This is a genomic window from Allorhizocola rhizosphaerae (assembly GCF_003426775.1).
GTDB lineage: Bacteria > Actinomycetota > Actinomycetes > Mycobacteriales > Micromonosporaceae > Allorhizocola > Allorhizocola rhizosphaerae.
In genome coordinates this window covers 1-17,138 of sequence record NZ_QJUG01000028.1, presented here as the reverse complement: position 1 = coordinate 17,138, position 17,138 = coordinate 1, and the positions used below count along the sequence as shown (strand labels likewise).

Genomic DNA, 17,138 nt, shown 5'->3' with positions numbered 1-17,138 from the left:
ATCACCCCATCAGCCGGAACTTCTGACAGTTGTTGTTGAGCCAGCTCCACTGCGCGATGTTCGTGCCGTTGGCCAGGCCGCAGCTGTTCACGTCCATGACCTTGCCGCTGTGCCGGGCCACGAACCGCACCGACCCATCGGCCTGCGGCTCGACGCGCCACTGGCTGTGGTTGCCGGAGCACGCCCCCTGCACGATGTCGGCACCGTCCGCCGTGGAGCCCCCGTTGACGATGAGGCACAGGCCGCTCGCATGCGTCGGCCGCACCTGGTAGTAACCGTTGTCGGTGTGGGTGAACGTCCACTTCTGACAAGCGGTGTTGAGGAACGGTTGCTGGCGCACGTCGGCCCCGCTCGAGGTCGAGCAGTTGAGCGTGTCGACGAGCTTGCCGCTGTTGGCGTTGACGATGGTGTTGACGCCGATCGGCTGGAGCCGCCACTGCTGGCAGTTGCTGTTGAGCCACGTCCACAACCGCACGTTGGCCCCACTCGCGGTGCCGCATTCGGCGACGTCCAAGGTCTTGCCGCTGTTGCGGTTGCCCAGCCGGAACCAGCCGTCGCTCGTTGGCGTGACCTGCCATTGCTGGCAGGAATTGTCCATCCACGCCAGTTGACGGACGTCGGTGCCATCGGCGGTGCCGCAGTTGACCGCGTCCAGTGTGTTGTTGCTGTCGCGGTTCACCAGGCGGTAGTAGCCGTCGGCCGTGGAGTCGAGCACCCATTCCGTTGTTGCGCCGCCGCAGGCGACCTGCACGACATCCACACCACCCGCACACATCCCGCTGTTGCGGTTGACCAGTTGATAGACGGGTCCGCGCACCGCGGTGGTGATCGGGCCGCGCTCACCGGAGGGCACGTTCACGTTGGTCGCGGTCGACACGGGAGCGCCGAAATTCGGTGTGCCGTCGGCATTCCACGTGAACGGCTGGGCCCTCGTCGAACGCGTGGTGCTGCAGCCCTGGGACGAGGAGGCGTTGCCGTGGTAAACGATCCAGCTCTGGCTGCCGTCGGGGGACGTGAAGAATCCGTTGTGGCCGGGGCCGTACACCCCATTGGCGGATTGGAAAACCGGGTTCGGCGACTTTGTCCACGACGCGGGCGACATCGGGTCCGCACCGTTCAGGGTCAGCATGCCGAGCTTGTAGTGCTGCGTGGCGCAATAGCTGGCCGAGTAGATGAGGAACGTCCTGCCGTTGCGCTGCAAGACTTCCGGGGCCTCGTTGACTCGCAGGCCCTGCGTCTCCCACGAGTGGGTCGGCCGCGAGATGACCACGCTCGGTCCCGTGACGGTCCACGGGTTGCTCATCCGCGCAATCCACAGGCTCTGGTCCGAGCCGACGAACTCCGACCACAATAGATAGAGCTGCCCGTTGAGCTGTAGATAAGAGCCGTCGATATTCCAGTTGGTACCGAGGGGAGAGCCCATGTGCCGGTACGGCCCCATCGGGTCGTCGCCCGCGCTCTCCAGCACGCTGAGATGTTGGTAGTCGAACGTGCCGTTGCGGCCGGACGTGTACATGTAGTACCAGCGGGTGCCGTTGGGCCCGGTGAGCCGGTGAAACTCCGGAGCCCAGTGATTGCAGCAGTTGGCGGCGTCGGTGTCCGCCCAGATGTTGACCGCGGGCGCGGTGGACAGGCCGGTGATGGTCGGCGACTTGCGCATCACCAGCTGCTGCGTCCACGTGGTCGTGGCCAGGTAGTAGTTGCCGTTGTGGTACTGCAGCCACGGGTCGGCCCCGTTGGCCACCAACGGATTACGGAATGTCGTCTCCCCGATCGCCTGCGCGGGCGCCGGGTTGAGCAACAGCACTACAGATAGGAGCGTAGCGAGGACGGCACGGAACATGATCTGCTCCCCTGCTATTGCCTTAATGAAACGTTACATGTAGATGTTAACGTTCACAGATTCGAAGTCAATCTGTTCTCCACGCCATGTGAGCGCTAACATGACGCCCATATCGCTATGATGCCGTTGCAATAGTGTGTGACGCACATTAGCGTTTCATGCATGCCCGGCGACGAGCTGCACGCCCTGCACCAACAAGAACTGCGCCGGGGCACGATCGTGCTGGCGTGCCTGCTCATCCTCAAGCGACCCAACTACGGCTACGCCCTGCTCGACAGGCTCGACAAGCACGGCTTCACGGTCGAGGCCAACACCCTCTACCCGCTGCTGCGTCGACTGGAAAAACAGGGCCTGCTCACCAGCGACTGGAACACCGACGAATCCCGGCCGCGCAAGTTCTACCGCACGAGCCGCGCGGGCACGGCGCTCGCCGACGCGCTCAGCCGCGACTGGGACGAGATGTATTCCGCATTCCAAAGCCTGAAGGACGAGACATGACCACCCCCACCACGAGCACCCTTGCCGACCGTTACGTCGACGCCGTCATGGCTGTCATGGCCACCGCCTCGGCCGCCGCCAGCTTCGTTGCCAGATCTGGGCAGAACCGGACTGGAAGTCTTTCTTCCGCCTACGCTTAGGCTAAGGCGTCACAACGGTTTTCAGGCCCGTCCGAGCAGCCGCCACCTCGAAAGCGGTGGCGGCCTCGGCAAGCGGAAACCGTTGTGTGACAAGCGAAGTCAGGTCCACCGCGCCGCGCGCGACGAGGTCGATGGCGCGGGGGTAGACGTCCTTCATGCGTCGCGACATCACAAGCGTCAAACCCTTGCGCCGGGCCAAACCGGCCGTGAACGTGGTGCGGTCGTTGTCGGGGATCCCGACCAGCACCACGCGAGCGCCCGGCCGGGCCGCCCGCAGCGCCAGATCCACCGCACCGTCCGTGCCACCGATTTCAAAGGCGACATCGACCTCGGCGTCCTCGGTGAGCGCAGACGCGCCCAGCCCGACCGCTGCCGCGAGCCTGTGCGGCAACGGGTCTGCCGCAAAGACCGACGAGGCGCCTGCCGCACGGGCGATCTGGATGAGCATCAGCCCGATCGGGCCGCACCCGATGACCGCCACGGACATGCCGATCCGCAGGTGGCCCAGGTCGAGCGCGTGGATCGCGACGCCGAGCGGCTCCAGCAGCGCACCGTCCACATCGGACACGCTGTCGGGCAGCGGCACCAGCAGGCGGGTCGGCCACGCGAGATGCGAACGCAGCCCGCCATCGCACGACCAGTTGCCCGCGAACTCGACCGCCGTGCACAGATTTCGATCCCCGGAGAGGCACAGCGCGCACGCCTCGCACGCGATGTTCGGGTCGACCGCGACCCGCTGCCCGTGCAGCGGGCCGCCCTCCACGACGCCCGCGAACTCGTGCCCGAGCACGAGCGGGCGTTCGCCCACCCGTGCCTCGCCGATGCCGCCCTCGCAGTACCAGTGCAGATCCGACCCGCACAGCCCGACCGCCGTCACCCTCACCAGACTGTGACCGTCGGCCACCTCCGGCATGGACTCCTCGCCGACGCGGATGTCCTTGGCCCCGTGCAGTCTCGCCACCAGCATGGACACGAGCCTACGCCGGGGCGGGCGTCTTGCGGGCGACCATCAACCGCTGCAAGAGGATGAACGCGAGCAGCAGCGAGCCGACGAAGATGCGCACCCACCACGAACTCAGCGTGCCCTCGAAGTTGAGGATCGTCTTCACCATCCCGAACACGAGCACACCCAGCAGCGTGCCGAGCACCGTGCCCGTACCACCGGTCAGCAGCGTGCCGCCGATCACGACGGCCGCGATGGCGTCGAGCTCCAGCCCCACACCGATGGACGGATCACCGGACTGGATGTAGAAGATGTACAGCACGCCCGCGAAGGCCGAGCAAAAGCCGGAGACGGCATAGACCGCGAGCTTGGTCCGCGCGACCGGCACACCCATCAGCAGGGCCGACTGCTCGCTGCCGCCCAACGCGTAGACCTGCCGCCCGAACCTCATGTAATGCAACACGTAGGCCGCGACAGCCAGCACCGCGATCGCTATGAACGCGCTCAGCGTGATGCTCGTGCCGCCCGGGAGCTGGAACCGCGCCTCCGCGATGCCCGCGATGAACGGGTCGCGGATCGAGATCGAGTTGTCGTCGATGACGAAGCACAGTCCCCGGAACAGGAACAGCCCGGCGAGCGTCACGATGAACGGCTGGATCTCCAGGTAGTGAATCGCCGCGCCCATAAGCAGGCCGGCCAGCGTGCCGATGGCCAGCACGATGAGGATCACCAGCCACGACGTCCAACCCTGGCGCACGATCAGCCAGGCGGCAAACATCGTGCTGAACCCGGCGACCGCGCCCACCGACAGGTCGATGCCACCGGACAGGATGACAAACGTGGCCCCGATCGCCGCCACCAGCAGGAAGCCGTTGTCGATGAACAGGTCGTAGATGGCCTGCCCGTCGAACTTGGGATAGCGCAGGTAGCCGCTGACAATCATGGCAACCAGCAGCGTCGCGGTCACCACCGCCGGAAGCCGCCGGCGCATTGCCGGACTCATCATGATGTCGCCTCCACCCTCGTGCTGCGCACCTTTCGGATCACCGGCAGCAGGCACACGATGATGACCACTACGGCCTTGAAGACCATGGTGCCCTGGGACGGTACCCCCATGGTCAAAATGGTTGTCGTCAGTGACTGGATGATCAGTGCACCGATGACCGTGCCACCGAGGTAGAACCGGCCGCCAAGCAACGAGGTTCCTCCGATCACCACGGCCAGGATGGCGTCTAGCTCGATCCACAATCCGGCGCTGTTGCCGTCGGCCGCCGAGATGTTCGAGCTGACCATCAGGCCGGCGATGCCCGCACAGAGCGCGCTGAACCCGTAGGCCATGATCTTCAGTGTGGCGGAGCGGATTCCGACCAGGCGGCTGGCCTCCGCATTGCCGCCGACGGATTCCACCAGCAGGCCGAGCGCGGTGCGCCGGGTGAGCAGCGCGGTGAAGCCGACCATCACCGCGGCGATCGGCACGACCACCGGCAGGCCCAGCCAGAACCCGCTGATGATTTTGTACGGCGCGCTGTTGATCGTGATGATCTGCCCGCTCGTGATGAGCTGTGCGATGCCGCGCCCGGCAACGAGCAGAATCAGCGTGGCGATGATGGGCTGGATGCCGAAGCGGGCCACCAGAACGCCGTTCCACGCGCCGAGCACGAGCGAGGCCGCCAGCGCCAGCGCGACCGCGATCAGCACGGCACTCAGGCTGTTCTGGTCGGGTTGCCCGCTGATGTAGAAGCACGCGATCGCGCCGGAGATCGCCACCACCGAGCCCACCGACAGGTCGATCCCGCCGGTCGCGATCACCAGCGTCATGCCGAGCGCCACCAGCATGAGCGGTGCGCCGTTGAGCGCGATGTCGATGAGGCTGCCGTGCAGATTGCCGTTGATCACGCTGATCGCGAAGAAGTCGGGCTTCTTGAACAGGTTGACCAGCAACAGCAGGGCCAGTGCCACCAGCGGCCAGAAAAGCCGGTGTCTGATAACGGAACTCATGCCGGCGCTCCGCTCGCGATGATCTCCATGATGCGGTCCGCGTTGATCTCCGGGGCATTGGCGATCTGCGAAACCAGCTGGCGGTCGCGCAGCACCCCGATGGTGTGGCTCAACCGCAGCACCTCCTCCAGCTCCGCCGAGATGAACAGCACCGCCATCCCGCCCTCCGACAGCTCCACCACAAGTTTCTGGATCTCGGTCTTGGCGCCGATGTCGATGCCGCGCGTCGGCTCGTCGAGGATGAGCAGCCGCGGCTGGGTGATGAGCCAGCGGGCCAGCAGCACCTTCTGCTGGTTGCCGCCGGACAGTGAGGACACCGGGAGGTCCGGATTGGACGGACGGATGTCCAGCGCCTTCATGTAGCGCGCCACGAGCTCATCCCGCTTCTCCGTGGACAGCGGGCGGGTCCAGCCGCGGGCCGCCTGCAGCGCGAGAATCATGTTTTCCCGCACCGACAGCTCGGGCACAAGGCCCTCCGCGCGGCGGTTCTCCGAGCAGAACGCGATCGAGCGCTCGATGGCCGCGTTGGGCGTGCGCAGGTTGGCCGGCTCGCCGTCGATGAGCACCTTGCCGCTGTCGGCGTGGTCGGCGCCGAACAGCAGGCGCGCCACCTCCGTGCGGCCCGAGCCGAGCAGCCCGGCCAGCCCCACCACCTCGCCCGCGTGCACGTCGAGGTTGAACGGCGCGATGGCACCGTTGCGCCCCAGCCCTTCGGCGCGGATCATCGCCTTGCCGACCGCCGGGCGGATGTGTTCGGTCAGCTCCTCCAGCTCGCCGAGCGCCTTGCCGATCATCAGCTGCACCAGGCGCTTGCGCTCGAGCTCGGCCACCATGTGCTCGCCGACGAGGGCGCCGTTGCGCAGGATGGTTACCCGGTCGCAGATCTCGTAGACCTGCTCCAGGAAGTGCGTCACGAACAGGATCGCGACCCCCTGCTCTTTGAGCCGGCGCATCACGGCGAACAGCTGCTCCACCTCGCTCCTGTCCAAACTGGACGTCGGCTCGTCGAGAATCAGCACCTTCGCCGAAATGGCCACGGCGCGCACGATCGCGACCAACTGCTGGATCGCCAACGGATAGGACCCCAGCGGGGCCGACACGTCAAGCTCCAGTCCGACCCGCCTGACCAGCTGGGCCGCATCGGACCGCATCCGCGCCCAGTGGATGGCGCCCATTCGCCTCGGCTCGCGGCCCAGGAACACGTTTTCGGCCACGGACAGGTTGGTGCACAGGTTGACCTCCTGATACACCGTGCTGATCCCGGCCTTCTGCGCCTGCAGCGGGCTGGTGATCCGCACGACCTCCCCGTCGAGCGTGACCTGACCGGCGTCCGGATGGTAGACGCCGGTCAGTACTTTGATCAGGGTTGATTTGCCCGCGCCGTTCTCACCCATCAGCGCGTGGATTTCACCGGGAAACAGCCGGAAGTCCACGCCCACCAGCGCGCGGGCGCCGGAGAACTCCTTGCTGATGCCCTTCATCTCAAGGACCGGCTCAGTCATGGCTCAGTATTGCCTCGTGGGGAGCGCCGCGGCAGCGTCCTTCTGGTAGAAGTCCTTCTCGATGGTGATGATCCGCTTCTCCACCGTCTGGCCGGCCTTGACCTTCTTCACCATCTCCATCAGCTGCGGGCCGAGCAGCGGGTTGCACTCGACGATGCCGTTGATCTTCCCTGCGGCCAGGGCGGTCATGCCGTCCTTGATGGCGTCGACCGTCACGATCCTGATGTCGGTGCCCGGCTTCTTCCCGGCCGCCTCGATCGCCTGAATCGCGCCCAGCCCCATGTCGTCGTTCTGCGCGTACAACGCGTTGATCTCCGGGTGGGACTTGAGGAACGCCTCCATGACCTCCTTGCCCTTGGACCGGGTGAACTCGCCGGTTTGCGTGACCACAATCTTGAACTTGGTCTCGCTCGCGATGGCCTCGGCGAAGCCCTTGGTGCGCTCGATCGCCGGCGCCGAGCCGGTCGAGCCCTCCAACTGGGCGATGTTCACGGCCGCCATGTCCTTGCAGATCTCCTTGAACATCACGGCGGCGCGCTTGCCCTCTTCCGTGAAGTCCGACCCGAGCAGCGACACATACAGCGACGCATCGGCCTCGACACCCCGGTCCGTCAGAATCACCGGGATGTTGGCGGCCTTGGCCTCCTTCAGCACGGTGTCCCAGCCCGTCACCTTCAACGGCGAGAAGGAGATGACGTCCACCTTCTGCTGGATGAACGAGCGCACCGCGGCGATCTGGTTCTCCTCCTTGCCCTGCGCGTCGGAGAACTTCAGGTCGATCCCGGCCGCCGTCGCCGACTCCTGGATCGACTTGGTGTTGGCCGTCCGCCAGCCGCTTTCCGAACCCGTCTGCGAGAACCCGAGCGTGATCTTGCCATTGCCGTTGCCGGTGTTCGTGCCGCCGCCATCCTTGGCGCAGGCGGCGAGACCGCCTGTGGCTGCCGCGGCGACGGCCGCAGTCAGCAGGCTCCTTCTGCTGATCATCTTTTCTCCTTGGGGGTACCGGGTAAATCCTGCGTTCATGGGCAGCGTCACCGATGGTGTGCGCTCACGGCAACGCAAACCCTTTCGATTCTGTTAGTGCATAGGTCTTTCATTGGCCCCGCGTTCACAGCAGTGTGAGCGTTAACATATCGTGCTGTCAACATCCGCGAAACATTCCTTGCGGGATTGCGACCGAACCGTTGTGCGTGGGCCGCGCTAGTCTATGGGCTGCGGCAATCAGTGAAGAGGGCGTGACATTTGACCACACCACGGAACGCGAGCAGGCCGGCCGTGATGACCGACGTGGCCCGGCTGGCAGGCGTGTCCCATCAGACCGTCTCGCGGGTGCTCAACGGCAACCCCCAGGTGCACCCCGACACGCGTGAGCGCGTCATGCGCGCCGTCGCCGAGCTCAACTACCGTCCAAACGCGATGGCGCGCGGGTTGGTCAGCCGCCGCTCCCGGGTGCTGGGCGTGGTCAGCTTCGACACCATCCTGTTCGGGCCGGCGTCAACCCTGCTCGGCATCGAGCGCGCGGCCCGCGCCGCGGGTTATGGCGTCAGCATCGCCACCCTGGAGCGGGTCGACCGGCAGAGCGTGCTCGAGGCCGCCGACAACCTCGCCGGGCAGGGCGTGGACGGCGTCATCATCATCGCCCCGCAGATGGCCGCCGCAGCCGCCCTGCACAATCTCCCCAAGGGCATGGCCGCCGTCGCGGTCGAAGCGGGCCAGGACAGCGGGCTGCCCTCCGTTTCCGTCGACCAGATCGAGGGCGCGCGGCTGGCCGTGCAACACCTGCTCGACCTCGGCCACAAGACCGTGTGGCACATCGCCGGCCCTAATGACTGGCTCGAAGCCCGCGACCGCATCGAAGGCTGGCGCGAAACCCTCACCAAGACGGGCGCGCCCGTGCCCGCGGCCATCGCGGGCGACTGGAGCGCCCAATCCGGCTACGCCGCAGGCGTCGCGCTCGCCGGCCAGCCCGAGGTGACCGCCGTCTTCGCCGGCAACGACCAGATGGCGCTCGGCCTGCTGCGCGCGCTGCACGAGCGCGGCCTGCGCGTGCCCGAAGACATCAGCGTCATCGGCTTCGACGACATCCCCGAGTCCGGCTTCCTCCTCCCGCCGCTCACGACCATCCGCCAAGACTTCGACGAGGTAGGCCGCCGCAGCATGGCCACCCTGCTACAACTGCTCGACAACACCACCCCCTCCTCCGCCTCCCCCGTCGCCCCCATCCTCGTCACGCGCGCCAGCACCGCCCCACCCAAACGCTAAATTCTTGCCCCTTCGATCGGGCGTTGGCGGTATAGGCCGCCCGCTGGCGATGCGGGCGGCCTTTCGTCGATCGCAGATGCGTGACGTTACTTGTCCGCCGCCATGCAGATCTCTACACCCTCCAGTGCCCGCCGATAGGCCCAAACCTCGTCGATAGCACCGTGCCAGCGATCACCGATGACCAGTGGCCCCACGGAAGCGACCGCGGCAGCGCCCACTTCCGTGCGCTCACTCGGCAACCAGCAACTCTCCCAATCTCCCATGACAAAGATGGTCAGCGTTCCTCTGATCGCGTCGAAGCGCAGGGCGAGGTGGACCCACTGGTCTACCGTGGGCGGGCCCCAACTCTGGCCATTCGCGCAGGCGACGGTCGTGCCCAGCGAACCGCACCATGCGTTGGTGGTCGCGTCAAGGTACAGGCGTAACGCGCCTTGCGCGGCGATCGTCTGACTGCCGCTCAGATCCCTTGGATTGACCCATGCCATCACCGTGAAGCTGTCGGCGGTGTCCACGACGCTTGCGGCAGTAGAGATAGTGCCGCCGTTGAAGACAGCCGCGTCGGCGAGCTTGCCGGGGCCGAAGCTGACGTCGCCGGAGAGGATACCGTCGGCTCCTATATTGCCTGAGTCAATGGTTGTACCGTCCAGTGTCCAATTGGAGTATCGCTCCGGTGGTGAAGTGACCAAGAACCGGTAGTGCCTTGGGTCGCTGGTGTTTCCGGCCGGATCGATCGCCGTCACCGCCAAGAGGTGGCTCATGCTGGACGGTGGCGTGTACCTGACCGACGCAACCCGCGGCCCTGTGCCGGTGGCCTCCACCCTGCCATAGTCGTAGTCGAAGTGATAAAGGAACTCGACGACGTCGGCTGCGTTGCTGGAGAAGGAGAAGGTACCCTCGGTCCCCAACTCGGCTCCCCACTGGTCTTCCGGATATTCGGCCGAACTCACCGTTGGGACATCGGGCCGGGTCTGGTCAATGCTGAACGTCTGCCATGCCGTCCATCTACTGAACATCTGTCGTTCGTTCATGGATCGGGCACGCCAGAAGTAAGGCGTGTCTGCGCTCAAGATTCCCTGCGGCACGGTCCACCGGACCGTGGTGGGAGCCATAAGGAAGCCGGTCCTTCCGTTCGCGAGCACAGGTGCTTTGACGCTGGGCGCCGAGCGGACCTCGAATGTGGTGTCGAACGCGTAGCCCGCGGCGCCCGAAATGCTCACACCCAACGCCGGTGTGGTGGTTCGCACCAGCGCAGGAGTGACGCACTGTAGGGAACAGTCCGTTGTGACGTTGAACGGCTCGGGAACAGGCATGCCGACGTACGGCCTGCTGGCCCCGACCGGCGTCCAATCCGCGTTCGCCGCGGCGGGTGTACCGACGGCAGTCGCCGCGGCACACAAGACGACAAGTAGTAGGGACCGTGCTCGTGCATGAGCAGAGGGGTTCACTCCCATGTCTGCCTTTCAATTCCTCGTAAACGCTCCGAACTGGATTGCGGTGCGAAAACTGGTCACTCTCGTTTGACGGCCGACGTCACCGCAGCGATGCTGCGTTCGACCGTATTGACAGCGATGCGACGAACGTCGGCGAACCTCGAGTGAACCACAGCTGCGGCCACCGGAAGGGGCACTCCGTTGACCTCGCACGATGGCAACGGACCCTGGCTATGCGATGATGAAAGACGGGCGCGGTGACGCCGCGGCACCGTACTGCCCCGGCCAACGCGCGACTGACAGTCGACAACGCGCGCCGGGCCCCGACACGTCGAGGTTGGGGACGGGACACCAGCCCGGAGCTACATCTTCGATCGTCACTGATGGATTCACTGAGATACGCGACCTTGTGTCGCACGCGAATTACCTGAGCGGCGACAGCAGACTGACCGAAGGCGCAGACTCAGGAAGCTTGGTCTTCGACTGCCGGATCGGATGTCTGAGCCTTGCTTCTGTTACGTGGGTATAGGTAGAAGCACAACCCGCCAAGGAGTCCGATTGCAACCAACGCATAGACGCTGGCCTGACCGGCCTGATAGCCAAGCCGCTCCTCATATCCATATTCGACGGCAGCGCCCTCTTCCTCAATGAGGCATGTCTCGGTCGGCAGCATGGGATTCCCGTTACACATTGCTTCAGCGGTTGTCGCGTACAGCACAAACCCACCGATTATCAGCAGCAGGCCGCCCAGGAACACGCCTACTATGATGCGCTTGCGTCGCTTCAGCACAAAGGCCCTCCAGATCCATCGCCCGGAAGATACACGCCAGAGTCATTGAGTTTGCCCTGGAGTTGCCATTCCGATACAGATTGTAGCCTGACTTGGCTCAGTTTAGCGCCTGTCTCAATTGCATTTCCAGTGCTATCCAAAATCGTATCTCCGTATGTGCAATACATGACCACGCAAGTTCCCTTCGGTGCGCGCGTTAGTCCGGTACCTGGCTCTTGTCCACCGTGTCCGCTAAAGACAGTCTCCCCGTCGGGGCGACCGCCGCCAGTCCCGCACGCGCCGAGCCCATTGTTGTTGTGGACCAGGACCGGAGTTTCCCCGGCGATCACATAGTAGGTGTGGGATCGGGATCATCTTGTTGCGCCAGCCCGTACCACTTTGCACTTCTATATGCGCATCTCGATCCTCCACATTGGATCATCCATTCGCCGTTGTCGGCTTTGACATCAGCGGTGACATCAACACGAGCGCACGTCAGCGACCGTAGACGACGAGCGTCGCCGGTTCGGCGACGCGGGAGGCATGAAGAGGTTTGTCCGGAGCCGGTCGTGGGTCGCCAGGCTACGTGGCCGCCCCTCCGGGTTCAAGGGCGCTACGCGTCGCCACGGCAACCGCCCTCAGGCGGCCCTTGAGCCCAGAGACCACTGCGGCCTCACAGCAGGCATCGCGGGCAGGCTGGCCGCCCGCCCCGAACGCGCCACACGACCGGCAATCCACCGACTCACCACAGTGGCCCGCCCTGCCCGAGGCCGAAACATCGACGACCACCGCCAAGGTGGTTAGAAATTGCTTTACCGAGATATCAAGAGCGCGCCCGGCTGCGCCGAGCGCACTCACCCACGCAACGACCAGCCAGAACCGGCGAAGGCGGTGACGATCCCCCGGTTGGGCAAGCGCCAGCCGTGATGGGTTCCGGGGATCGACGCCACGACGCTACGCGACGTGCCAACGAGCGAGCACCGCCAGTCCCCGAGTCGGCCACGGCACCACGGCGATCCGGTCCAGTCGTCCGCCCCAGGCCAACGCTCTCACCATCCAGGGACACATTCAAGTATTCGACATCTATTCTAGTGGAGATTCGCTCGGGATTCTCATTAGCTGACCTGTCGCCTTCCAGGATCAATCTAAGTCGAAACCTTTAGCTTGGAGTCTATCCCCGATTGAAGTCTGCGAGGGTGGACGAAGAATGAACTCTTGCTTCATTTCATCGAAGCATTCGAGATGGGCTTCCACCACATCCCCCGCCTCGTATCGATCGTCGTTTTCGACATAAAGAGCATCAATTAGACCTGGGCGCGACATTCCAAGATCGACAATAACTCCCCATCGGAAGACAGCCTCAACACGACCGCGGACCAACCCGCCTATCATTTCGCGTTCGCGCTGCTCAATGCCGTCATCACCCACGTCACAACACCACCCGCTCGAACCGGTTCAAGATACCAAACAGGGAGTTCGGAATGCCTATCTCGGTCCTAGGAACGCCATTGTGTGCACCTACGTGTTTGGCGAAGTGCTCGTCCCATACATTCTTTGGGATTGTCATCTTGATGACCGTTCCGTCGTATCCGCCCCGAGTCGCATAATCCTCGGCAATCGCCTTGCCCTTTTCACCGATCCCAAAGTACGCCCTTCCGTCAGGATAGCTACTACCTGAGCCCGGGAAATCCTCTGGGGTAAAGCCATCTGTTTTCAGTTTATCGGTCATACCCTTGCCTGGCGCCTTATAGATGTCGACGTCGCCGCAGTTGTGGACCAAAACCGGCGTTTCACCTGCGAGTATATAGTAGGTGTGGATGTTTGCGACGGTCAGGTCGCGCATTGTGGCGTTGCCGATACGGGTGTGGACGTCGATGACGGTGAGTGGTGTGCTGCCGTCTGGTGCGGTTAGGGCGGTGCCGGGTAGCAGGTCGGCCGCGTCGACCCAGGTCTGTCTGGATGCGTTCCAGAAGGGGTGGGTCCAGGTGGTGTGGATGGTAGTGGTCTCACCGGTTGTGTTGTTGAGGACGGTGACGTCGGCAAGGTCCCAGTCTTGGTTGTTGTGGAGTTGCGTGACGGGCTTGCCGGTGGTTTCGCCAGTGGTTGGTTCGGTGGCCAGGACGGTGTCGCCTTCGGCGACGTCTTCGATGGGCTTGGTGGATCCGTCAGCCATGAGCACTGGTGTGGCTGGGTGGAAGCTGTGGCATCCGCTTGCTCGGGGCAGGCGCATGCGGGATCCGGCGATGCTGGCTACGAGTTCCACGGTGAGGTTGCCGGCGGCTTCGCCGCGTTGCTCGGCGGTTTCGCCGTTGATGGCGGTGTTGGCGGTTTCGATCATCGAGGTGACGCTGTTGATAAGGCCGCCGAGCATGAATGGCTGGTTGAACAGGTCTGCAGCGCCGCCGAGGAGGTACTCGCCCCAGCCGATTTCACCGGCACCAAGTGCTTGGGCGCGCTGGTTCATGCCGTTGTACACGTTTTTTCCGGTTTGCCACAGCATGTCGCCAAGCCCGATCAGACTGCCGTAGTAGGCGACGTCGCGGGTGGTTTTGGCGGCCCCGATGAAGAATCCGCGAGCCCAGCTGTCTTTCTTGGGTTTCGGATTGAGGTGTGCGCCGGTGCCACTCCAGGGCACGCCGCCGGACTTTTCTTCTTTGAGCCGCAGTCCCGTGGGGTCGGAGAAGGTGATGGGGCTGCTGTTGGAGTAGGTGTAGGCGTGCCATTGCTGTGGATCGGCCAGATCCATGATCGGGTCGACGGAGATGAACCGGCCGAGTTGTGGGTCGTATTCGCGGGCGCCGAGGTGCGTCAGGCCGGTGTTGTCTTTAGTGCCGCCGACCAGGCCCTTGTCCATGGCGGCAGGCCAAGTACCTGAGGCACCACGAGGGTTGCCGTACGGGTCCTGCCAGCGCAGCGCCGTCGTTTGGCTGGTGGCGGTGATGGCGATGTTGCTGGTGTTTTGGGCGTCGCCGGACAGCCAGGTGATGCCGGCGCTGGTTCGCATGGCTACGGTCTTGCCCGCGTGGGTGTAGTAGCGGGTGCACGTGGCGGTGGCGCCGTTGTAGCGGATTTCCTGTTGAGGCAGGTAAAGGGTTTTGCCGCCTGGGTCTTTGCGGAGGAGCCGGTTGCCGTCGGCGTCGTAAATGAAGCTGGTGGTGCCGGACGGGTCGATGCTCTTTTCGAGGTGGCCTTCGGCGTCCCAGGTCAAGGTTTGCCCGCCGGTCGCGGCAGGCCGGGTCTTGGTATTGCCGGCCGGGTCGTAGGTGTAGTTGTCGGTCCGGGAGACCGCGCCGGTATAGTCCACTTTGGACAGCGCGTGAGGCTGGAGGCCGCCCGCGGTCGGGTAGGTATAGGTAGCGGTGGTCGCGGCGACGTGGTTGGTTTGGGTTTTGCGGTTGCCGATCGCGTCGAAGGTCCACTGCTGCCAGTATTTTGCTGGTCCGCCCAGCGCCGCGAGAGTGGGGTTGGTGGCGCAGTTCCCGTTGGCAGGGGTCCAGGCTTCGGTGAGGCGGCGCAGCTGGTCGTGGCGGAAGCATTGGTTGTCGCCGGAAACAGCATCAGCGATCTTGGTGATGTTGCCCGCCGGGTCATAGGTGTAGAACAGGTCGGCATACGTGGTAGGTACGGCGGCGCTGGTGGTTTTGATTTCGGCGAGACGGCGGGTGCCGTCGTCGTGATAGTAGTAGCCGACTTGGGCGATCTTGCCTGAGCTGTTTTGCAGGGTGACAATGTTGGGTTCGCCGTAGTTGGTGTAGCCGGTATCTGTGACCAGGGTGCCACCGCCGCCAGAAAGGGTGCTGGGCAGGCTCAGACTGTTGTAGCCGTAGTTGACGACTTCGAGGGCGAGCCCGCCGGCGGCGGGAATACGCGTAGTGGACAGGCTGCCGTCGGTGTTGTGGCCATGGCTGTAGCTAAATACGGTGGCGCCGAATCCGGTTTCGCTGGCGGGAAGTGAATACCTGACGATGCCCGGTTCGTATTGATGGCCGTAGGACAGGATTTCGGTGGTATAGGCGTCGTAGACGGTGTCGCGTTGAACGTAGCGCACCGACTTGGCCAACTGTCCTTTAGCGACACTGTCGTAGACCCATTCGGCGCGTTTCGGGCCGGTGACGCTGCCGTCGCGGAGGCTGGTCTTACGCCCGAGCGCATCGTAGGTATAGGCGACGGTGAGATTGTTGGCGTCTTTACGGGTGACGATCCGTCCGGCGTCGTCATAGGTCGTGGTGGTGCGTCCGGCGTCGGGGTCGTCGGTTTGGAATTTGCGGCCGCGAATATCGTAGGCGTAATCCCAATGGTTGCCGACAGGGTCGGTGACTCTGACCAATTGGGCCTTGCGGTCGTAGGAGTATGTGGTGGTATCTCTGCCGCCGGTCGGTGTGGGACCGTGGTACTGGCGCAACGCGATCGTCTGCCCGGCTGCGTTAGTGATGGTTGAGGTGGCGGTGCCAGCGGCCGGTGGGGTGACGTCGACGCGGTCGCCGGTGTAGGCGGTGCGGGTGCGCCACTTCTCCACGTTACGTGAGTACAGGATCGAGTCGGTGACTCGTCCGGCTCCGTCGAAGAGGTTGACCGACCATCCTGGCAGCGCTTCCGGCCCAGAGTATTCGGGAGGTTTGGGCCGGTACAGGTCCGGACTGGGGGTGCCGGACATGGTGTACGGGTTGGTAGCTTTGAATGCCCGGCCGGCGGTGTCGTAGAAGGTGTCGGTGACGATCCTGGCCCCGGCAACGGCGGCGTCGGGGGTTTGGGATTGCCGCGCCCGCAGCAGCCCGTCGTACAACGCGATGCTGGTGATATAGCCGGTCCCGGTGGCGTTGATGCTGTTGGTGGTGACCGCGTTGGCGCCGCCGGTGCGGATCAGGTAGCTGTAGGTGGCATGCGGGGTGTGCCCGCCGGCCCGGGACCTTCCTGGCTTCCACACGGCGGTGGTCCGTCCGAGCCCGTCCCGAGTGGCCTCGGTCAGTTTGCCGTTGACGTCGGTGACCGCCATCGGTGTCCCCCACGCGGGCTCCAGCACCGTCGTAGTGGTCCAACCCATCGGGTTGGTGACCACCATTTGGGCAACCGGCCCGTCTGCAGCGGGTGTGTAGGCGGTTGCGGTGTGGCGGTTGTCCACGTCCCAGGTGCCGATGACCCGGCCGTACTGGTCGTAGTTGCTCCTGGCCACGGTCACATGCGTGGGTGAGCCGGCGCTGTATGCCTTGAGTTGCTGGACCTCGGTGACGTCGCCCTTGGTGGGTGCGGTGCCATAGGCCGTGTTGTCGTAGAGGGTCTTGTCATCGCTGATAATGTCCTGTTCGGACAGCGGGGAGGTCTTGGCGGTGGTGCAGCCGACGGCGAAGCTACGGACGCGTTTCACGAACGCGGTCAGCCAGACACCCGTGGCCGGGTTGGTGTTGCGGATGTAGTCGGTCAGGGTGCACTTTTGGTCATCGGCGACAGCGTCATCACCGAAGTGGTCGACCTCGATGGCCATCCCGTGCTCGTCGAAGCTGGTCCGGGTAGAGGTCGTGCGCACGCCGGCCGTGCGGGCGCCACCATCGGTATCCAACGCGACCCGGCTGTGCGTGCCGGCGGTCGCAGCGAAGCGGGCATGCACGGTGGTGCCGTTGATGGTGCGTGAGGCGGTCGGTGTGGATTGCCACGGCTCATTGACCACCGCAGACACTTCTGGACCGGTGGCACCGTTGAAGGTGATGGAGGCCCGGGCCATACCGGCGTAGGCGTCTTCATCGTTGACCGCGGGCACG

Annotated in this window: 13 protein-coding genes; 2 read left to right on the top strand and 11 right to left on the bottom strand. The window is 64.5% G+C overall.

What is annotated here, in order from left to right:
- Nucleotide 1 precedes the first annotated feature (1 nt).
- The gene (locus tag DM816_RS08215) at nt 2-1,843 is read right to left on the bottom strand and encodes an RICIN domain-containing protein (RefSeq protein WP_117209547.1); all 1,842 of its coding nucleotides are present in this window, start codon (nt 1,841-1,843) and stop codon (nt 2-4) included.
- A gap of 162 nt (nt 1,844-2,005) precedes the next feature.
- Here DM816_RS08215 and DM816_RS08210 point away from each other — a divergent pair, with 162 nt between their 5' ends.
- Nucleotides 2,006-2,341, top strand: a complete 336-nt coding sequence (locus DM816_RS08210; protein WP_117209546.1) for a PadR family transcriptional regulator — start codon at nt 2,006-2,008, stop codon at nt 2,339-2,341.
- A 141-nt stretch (nt 2,342-2,482) separates the two neighbouring features.
- On the opposite strand, the gene DM816_RS08205 is transcribed toward DM816_RS08210, so the two are convergent.
- From DM816_RS08205 to DM816_RS08185, 5 genes are read right to left on the bottom strand one after another with little or no spacing between them, the layout of a single operon-like run.
- The gene (locus DM816_RS08205) at nt 2,483-3,448 is read right to left on the bottom strand and encodes a zinc-dependent alcohol dehydrogenase (RefSeq protein WP_117209573.1); all 966 of its coding nucleotides are present in this window, start codon (nt 3,446-3,448) and stop codon (nt 2,483-2,485) included.
- A 10-nt stretch (nt 3,449-3,458) separates the two neighbouring features.
- A complete protein-coding gene (gene yjfF, locus DM816_RS08200; protein WP_117209545.1) occupies nt 3,459-4,430 on the bottom strand; it encodes a galactofuranose ABC transporter, permease protein YjfF in 972 nt (323 codons plus the stop codon).
- Complete coding sequence (locus DM816_RS08195; protein WP_117209544.1) at nt 4,427-5,422, bottom strand: ABC transporter permease; 996 nt, start codon at nt 5,420-5,422, stop codon at nt 4,427-4,429. The genes yjfF and DM816_RS08195 overlap by 4 nt, the downstream gene beginning before the upstream one ends.
- A complete protein-coding gene (locus DM816_RS08190; protein WP_117209543.1) occupies nt 5,419-6,924 on the bottom strand; it encodes a sugar ABC transporter ATP-binding protein in 1,506 nt (501 codons plus the stop codon). The genes DM816_RS08195 and DM816_RS08190 overlap by 4 nt, the downstream gene beginning before the upstream one ends.
- Before the next feature lie 3 nt (nt 6,925-6,927).
- Nucleotides 6,928-7,908, bottom strand: a complete 981-nt coding sequence (locus DM816_RS08185; RefSeq protein WP_117209542.1) for an ABC transporter substrate-binding protein — start codon at nt 7,906-7,908, stop codon at nt 6,928-6,930.
- A gap of 258 nt (nt 7,909-8,166) precedes the next feature.
- On the opposite strand from DM816_RS08185, the gene DM816_RS08180 reads away from it, so the two are divergent.
- A complete protein-coding gene (locus DM816_RS08180; protein ID WP_342768680.1) occupies nt 8,167-9,186 on the top strand; it encodes a LacI family DNA-binding transcriptional regulator in 1,020 nt (339 codons plus the stop codon).
- An 86-nt stretch (nt 9,187-9,272) separates the two neighbouring features.
- On the opposite strand, the gene DM816_RS08175 is transcribed toward DM816_RS08180, so the two are convergent.
- The 5 genes from DM816_RS08175 to DM816_RS08165 all read right to left on the bottom strand — a co-directional run bounded on the left by DM816_RS08175 (nt 9,273) and on the right by DM816_RS08165 (nt 17,101).
- Nucleotides 9,273-10,199 carry a LamG domain-containing protein gene (locus DM816_RS08175; protein ID WP_211588589.1) on the bottom strand — a complete coding sequence of 309 codons (927 nt, stop codon included), beginning with the start codon at nt 10,197-10,199 and terminating at the stop codon, nt 9,273-9,275.
- A gap of 880 nt (nt 10,200-11,079) precedes the next feature.
- Nucleotides 11,080-11,373, bottom strand: a complete 294-nt coding sequence (locus tag DM816_RS08170) for a hypothetical protein (RefSeq protein WP_162907227.1) — start codon at nt 11,371-11,373, stop codon at nt 11,080-11,082.
- 26 nt (nt 11,374-11,399) lie between these two features.
- Nucleotides 11,400-11,735, bottom strand: coding sequence for a putative adhesin (locus DM816_RS45700; RefSeq protein ID WP_425455226.1), 336 nt, complete (start codon nt 11,733-11,735; stop codon nt 11,400-11,402).
- A gap of 790 nt (nt 11,736-12,525) precedes the next feature.
- Nucleotides 12,526-12,813: a S1 domain-containing protein gene (locus DM816_RS42305; RefSeq protein WP_162907226.1), complete on the bottom strand. Its 288-nt coding sequence runs from the start codon at nt 12,811-12,813 to the stop codon at nt 12,526-12,528.
- Nucleotide 12,814: 1 nt separating this feature from the next.
- Nucleotides 12,815-17,101, bottom strand: coding sequence for a polymorphic toxin-type HINT domain-containing protein (locus DM816_RS08165; protein WP_211588588.1), 4,287 nt, complete (start codon nt 17,099-17,101; stop codon nt 12,815-12,817).
- Nucleotides 17,102-17,138: the final 37 nt, after the last annotated feature.